A 6,369-nucleotide genomic window follows, 5' to 3' on the forward strand; every position below is an offset into this window, starting at 1 on the left:
GCGATCGGACGGCGTTTCAGCCGGTCGGCCGGTTCCCTCGCACTTCCTCGTACCAGGAGTCGGGGATCGGCAGGTGCCCGGTCTTCACCCAGATGGTGCAGCCGGTCTCGGAATAGGGCTGATGCAGGCTCCAGTGCGGGTTGCGCAGCCAGGTCCCGGCGGTATAGCGACCGTGCTCGTCGGCAAACGTGCCTTCCACGACAAAGATCTCCTCTCCACCGAAGTGATGATGCGGCTTGAAACGCGTCCCCGGCGCCCACCGCACCATCGCGGTGTGCTCGCCCTCGAACCCGCCCAGCGGCATTACCTCCAGCCCCTCGACCAGCCCCGGTTGCCACGCCGTGTTCCGGGTGTCGACCACGATCTGTTCGCGCTCGCGCGGGTCGAGGTGATGCAGCTTGACCAGAATCACGCAGCCCTCCGGCGCGCTGGGACGATGACGTGAGCCAGGCGGGTTGCGCACGTAGTGCCCGGCGGGGAAGCAACCCGTCTCGTCGCAGAACGCCCCCTCCAGCACCAGGAATTCTTCGCCCCCGTCATGGACATGCACGGGGAACGCGGCGCCGGGGGCGAAACGTACCAGGCTGGTCGCCCGGGTGCCGTCACCGCCCTCGCGCTCGATCAGCTTGCGTTCCACGGTCGGCTCCGGCGAGGCGACCCAGGGCAGGGCGTTGGTATCGACCACCGCGCGTTCGAACAGGTCGGCGTGCCGGGGTGTCAGCGGGTGTTCTGCCATCGCTCGTTCGATCCTCGTTGCTGGATGGCCAAAGCGTAGTCAAAAAAAACCGCGACCGGCCTGAAGCGGGTCGCGGCTTTCATCGGGCCGGGGGGCTCAGGCGGCCTGAGCCTTGCGTGCCTTCTTCTCGGCCTTGATCTGCTGATCGAGCTGCCAGAAGTAGTACATGATCGGGATGACCACCAGGGTCAGCATGGTCGAGGCGAAGGTGCCGAAGATCAGCGATACCGCCAGCCCGCCAAAGACGGGATCGGGCACCATCACCGCCGAACCCAGCATGATGGTTACCGCCGTGAGCAGGATCGGGCGGAACCGCACGGCACCGGCCTGCAGCACGGATTCGAACAGGCCGAAGCCCTCCTTGCGGTAGTCGATCACAAAATCGATCAACAGCAAGGAGTTACGGACCACGATCCCGGCCAGGGCGATGAACCCGATCATCGAGGTGGCATTGAACGGCATGTCGAACAGCCAGTGCCCGGGGAAGATCCCCACGAGGGTTAGTGGTATCGACCCCATCACGATCACCGGCAGCATGAACGAGTGGTAGTAGGCCACCAGCAGCAGGTAGATGAACACCAGGGCGACGATGAAGGCCGCACCGAGGTCGCGGAACACGTCCAGCGTCAGGCGCATGTCGCCGCCCCAGAGGACCTCGTAGCCGGAGAGATCGTCCGGCTGGGTGTCGACGAAGCCGAGGTTGCCGGTGGTGATCTCGACGTTGCCGTCGAGCTCCATCTCGTTAAGCCACTTGTTGAGTGTCAGCGTGGCGTAAACCGGGCTGGAGCCGAGCAGGTCGCCCTGCACGTAGACCACCGGATGCAGGTCGCGGTCGAGAATGGGCTTGTTGGCCACGGTCTGCTCGATGGTGACCAGGTCGCCGATGCGCACCGGCTTGCCGCTCTCGCCGGTGACCGTCAGGTCCTCGACCTGACGAATCCAGGCACGATCGGCCCGGGCCAGACGCAACACCACGTTGACGGGCTCGGAGGTGCCGGTGTCGTGCACGGTCCCCAGGTTGTGGCCTTCGACGTAGTGGTTGATGGTCTTCGCGACCTCGGCCGGGGCGATGCCGGACTGCAGAGCCCGGCTGTGATCGACCTTCACCCGATATTGCTGCACGTCGCCGGTGACCGAATCGTCGACGTTTATCATGCCGTAGACGTCGTCGAATCGCTCGCGAACCTGGCCGGCGACCCTGCGCAGGGTCTCGTAGTCTGGACCGTGGATGCGGGCCAGCACCTGCGATCGCACCGGCGGGCCAGGCGGCGTGAGGAACAGCTTGATCCGCGACTCGGGGAATCGTTCGCGCACCTCGGTCAGCTCGTCCCAGACCTCGACGGCCATCTCGCTGGTCACCGGGCGTTGATCGCGACCGACCGTGTTCACCCGGATCTGGGCCAGACTGGGTGACTGGCGCATCGCGTCCCCGCGCACCATGCCGGCAAAGGTCAGCGGCGCGGTCTGCCCGATGTAGGTCTGGTAGTCGGTGACGTAGCGGTTCTCGGCCAGGGTCCGCCCGATGGCGTCGGCGACGATGGCGGTACGTTCCGGGGCGGTGCCCTCCGGGGTATTCACCTCCAGCAGGAAGGTGCTCACGTTGCCCTCGGGCAGCATCTTGAGCCCGACCCCGCCGGGTGAGAGCGGGCCGTTCATGCCCGCCCCGCGGATGAACTGCCAGGCCGGCATCATCATCGAGGCGATCAGCAGGCCGACGACCAGCAGCAGGAAGGCCAGCGACAGCCAGCGCGACCGCAGCAGCGGGCGCAGCGTGGCCTTGTAGACCCGCTGCAGCCAGTCCTCGTGGTTCATGTCGCCCTCGAGCGTCTCCCGCGAGGCCAGCGCCTTGCGTGCCTTCGCGCCCAGCCAGCGGTAGGCGGCCCAGGGGACCACCATGTAGGCGAGCAGCAGGGAGGCGATCATCGCCACCGGCACGTTGAGCGGGATCGGCAGCATGAACGGGCCCATCATCCCGGAGACGAAGGCCATCGGGACGAAGGCGAGGATGATGGCCAGCGTGGCGATATTCGTCGGGTTGCCGATCTCGTTGGTCGCCTTGACCAGCACGTTGGTGAACGACGGGTCCTTGCCTTCATGCAGGTGACGGTGGATGTTCTCCACCACGACGATCGCCGCGTCCACGAGCATCCCCAGCGACAGGATCAGCGCGAACAGCGAGATACGGTTGATGGTCTGGCCGAAGATCCAGCTCACCCCGAGCACCACGAACAGGGTCAGCGGCACGGTGATGGTGACGATCATGGCTTCCCGCCATCCGAGCGAGAAGAACAGCACGATCAGCACGATCAGGATGGCGATGCCCAGCGACTCGAACAGGTCGTTGACCGCGGTGTCCGCGCGCACCCCGTAGTCTCGGGTAATGGTCATGTCGACCTGGTCGGGCAGCAACTCGCGCTCGATCACGTCGAGCTTTTCCTTGACCGCGTCGGCCACCGTCACCGCGTTGGTGCCCAGCCGCTTGCCGATCGTGATGGTGACCGCGGCGTGCGGATCCCCGGCCGGCTTGCCGGCCGCGTTGCCCGGGCCGAAGGTGTGCGTGGTGATCAGCCCGTCGTCCGCCGGCGCGTAGTCGATATCGGCGACCTCGCCCAGGTAGATCGGCCGGTCGTCGTTCTGACCGATGATCAGGTTCTCGAGATCCTCGGGGCCGCTGAAGGCGGCATCGGTCCGCAGTTGGATGCGCTGATTGTCCTGGCTGAGCTCACCGCCGGGCATCACCACGTTGCTGCCCTCGAGCAACTGGCTCAGGCGATTCATCGACAGGCCGGTGGCGGCCAGCCGGTAGGGGTCGACCTCGACGGAGAGGGTGCGGCGCTGTCCGCCGATCACCTCGCTGATGCCGACATTGGGTACGTTCTTCAGCTGTTCGAGAAAGCGTTTGCCGATCTCGCGCAACTGCATGCCGTCGAGGGCCTCGGAGCTGAGCGTGACCGTCATGATCGGCACGTCGGTGATCCCGATGCTCTTGACCAGCGGCAATTCCGTGCCCGGGGGCAGCCGGTCCATGTTCCGGGTGATCTCGTTGTACAGCAGGACCAGGCTGCGTTCCTCGTCGCTGCCCACCTCGAACTGCACGGTGACCACGCCCATGTCGTCCATGGCCGCCCCATAGGTGTGTTCCACACCCTGCAGGTTCGACATCAGCGCCTCGAGCGGCTTGACCACCTGGTCCTCGATCTGCCCGGTGTCATGGCCCGGACGCTGGACCATGATCTGTGCGCCGGGGACGACGATCTCCGGGTTGTACAGACGCGGCGTGATCACGATCGCCAGCAGGCCGAAGAGGGTCAGGCCGACCATGATCAGGGCGGTGATCTTGGAGTAGAGGAAGGTCTCGGCCAGGCGGCCGGCGATGTTCAGGCGCTTCCCGGCTCCGTTTTGCTGGTTGGCCTGACTCATGACGCCTGCTCGCTCCGTACGGTCACGCCATTGGCCAGATGCCCGTCGGACTGGGTGATCACGCGATCACCGGCCGACAGCCCGGAGAGGACGGTGACCTCGCCATCGGCCGACCGGCCAAGGCGCACCGCGCGAAAACGCGCCCGGTCCTGGTCGTCCAGGACGAACACCCCGTCGATGCCGGCACGCTGGTGAACCGCGTCTTGCGGCAGCACGATCGCCTCCCGGCTGTCGAGGGTCACCCGGACGTTGACGTATTGACCTGGATTGACATCCACCGAGTCGGGCACGGCGAGCTTGACGGTATGCGTACGCGTGACCGGGTCGGCCGCCGAGATGGCCGTGACCACGGTGGCGGTGAAGTCGCGCTCGACCGCCTTGGCATCGCGGTAGCTGATCCGGGTCTCGGTGCCGGTCGGCAGCTCGGCGAAGGCGGAATCATCGACTTCGACGCGGATCTCGCGGGCCTCGTCGCCCTGAAGCATCAGCAGCGGCTGCCCCGGGTTCGCCAGCTGGCCCGGTTCGATCCGACGCTCGGTGATGACACCATCGAACGGCGCCTCGATGCGGGTATATCCCGTTTCGGAACGGGCCTGATCCAGGGCTGCCTCGGCGGCATCGAGATCGCCGCGGGCGGAGTCGTAGGCGAGTCGGACCTGGTTGAACTGCTGCTCGGGAATGGCGTCCTTTTCGAACAGGCGCTTGAAGCGTTCGTATTCCTCGCGCGCGTTGTTGAAGCCGGCACGCGCCTTGGCGAGATTGGCCTCGGCCTGACGGATCTGGCTTTCGAGGCTGGCCGGGTCGATCACCAGCAGGACGTCGCCTTCCTTGACCGCGTCACCGGCGTCCACCTTGAGCTCGCGGACGAAACCCGACATGCGCGAGGCGACCGGCAGTTGCTGGCTGGCGATCACCGTGCCGGGGAACCAGGCATGGATGTCGGCCTCCGTGGGCTCGACGGTCAGCCATTCGCCGCTGATCTCTGTCCCCTCGTTGGCCGGTCCGACCTGGTTTTCGGGGGTCTTGTCGCCACAACCGGCAAGCAGCAGGCTGGAGGCGGCCACTGCCCAGAGGAGGAATCCGGGCGCATTGAGTCGGGTCGGGTGTCGCGATTCGGTGTTCATGTCGGCTTCGTTTGTTCTATTGGGTACGGGGGTGTGGAGCGGTTCAGCTGGCATCGCTTCCGGCATCGGTCTTGGGCCGGGCGGCGATGCGCGACGGGTCCAGTTCACCCAGGGCGAGCCACAGCGAGGCCCGCTGCATGGTCCGCTGGAACTGGGAGCGGATGTGTTCGGCACGGGCGTTGTCGAGCTCGGTCTGCGCGGCCAGGAGTTCGGTCATCGTCGCCACGCCCTGTTCGTAGCGCAGGCGTTCGAGACGAACGGCCTCCTTGCTCTGCTCGATGGCCGCCGAGCGGATCTGTACACGCCGCTCGGCGAGTCGCGCCTCGCGCCAGACCTTGCCGACCTGGTTGATCAGCTTGTCGAGGGCCTGCTGACGTTCGGCCATGTTCGCGTTGACGCGCGCCTGGGCGCGGTCGACCTGACCGGAACGCGCACCGAAGTCGAGCACACGCCAGTTCAGCACGCCACCGACGGTGTAGCTGTCATTGCGCAGACCCGGTTGCTCGCTGTTGAAGTCCTGCTGGGCCATCAGGTTGAACTGTGGCTTGAACTCGGCGCGAGCGACTTCGACCTCGGATCGCGAGGCGGCTACCTGGCCGCGCAGCGCCTGAACCCGGGGGTTGTTCGCCAGCGCCTGTTCGCGGGCGGACTCGAGATCGGTCTTTGGCAACGGGACGTCGATCACCTCGCTGATCTCGAGCTCACGGGCGGTGTCGAGCCCCGCGAGCACCTTCAGCCCGTCGGTGACGTTCTCTGCCTGGTTGCGTGCCGCCTCGAGATCGAGTTCGCGTTCGCCGAGATTGACCTCGGCCTTGAGTAGATCCGCCCTGGTGACCACGCCCTCGTCGTGGAGCTCCTGCGAGAGATCGCGGAAGGAAGTGGCCGCCTCGTGCGCCTGGCGGGCGACCTTGACGAAGGCCTCGGCGGTGTTGATGCCGGCGTAGGCCTCGACGGTGTGCAGCACCAGTTGCTGGCGGGCGGCCTCGTCGCCGGCCTGGGCGGCCTGCAGCAGGGCCTGGGCCTGGGTGCGCATCTCGCGGATCTTGCCGCCGTTGTAGACGGGCACGGACAATTTGAGCGAGGTCTGGA

At 66.3% G+C, this 6,369-nt stretch carries 4 protein-coding genes; all 4 read right to left on the reverse strand.

Annotated elements, in window-relative coordinates:
- Window positions 1-16: 16 nt before the first annotated feature.
- Entirely contained in the window at window positions 17-736 is a 720-nt protein-coding gene (locus ACLFRM_RS04585) for a cupin domain-containing protein (protein ID WP_410754539.1), read from the reverse strand.
- A gap of 96 nt (window positions 737-832) precedes the next feature.
- Window positions 833-4,156, reverse strand: a complete 3,324-nt coding sequence (locus ACLFRM_RS04590) for an efflux RND transporter permease subunit (protein WP_410754540.1) — start codon at window positions 4,154-4,156, stop codon at window positions 833-835.
- Window positions 4,153-5,280 carry an efflux RND transporter periplasmic adaptor subunit gene (locus ACLFRM_RS04595; protein ID WP_410754541.1) on the reverse strand — a complete coding sequence of 376 codons (1,128 nt, stop codon included), beginning with the start codon at window positions 5,278-5,280 and terminating at the stop codon, window positions 4,153-4,155. The genes ACLFRM_RS04590 and ACLFRM_RS04595 overlap by 4 nt, the downstream gene beginning before the upstream one ends.
- A gap of 43 nt (window positions 5,281-5,323) precedes the next feature.
- Window positions 5,324-6,369: TolC family protein (locus ACLFRM_RS04600; RefSeq protein ID WP_410754542.1), on the reverse strand; the 1,046-nt coding region annotated here is incomplete at its 5' end.

This window comes from Guyparkeria sp. (assembly GCF_046540515.1).
GTDB lineage: Bacteria > Pseudomonadota > Gammaproteobacteria > Halothiobacillales > Halothiobacillaceae > Guyparkeria.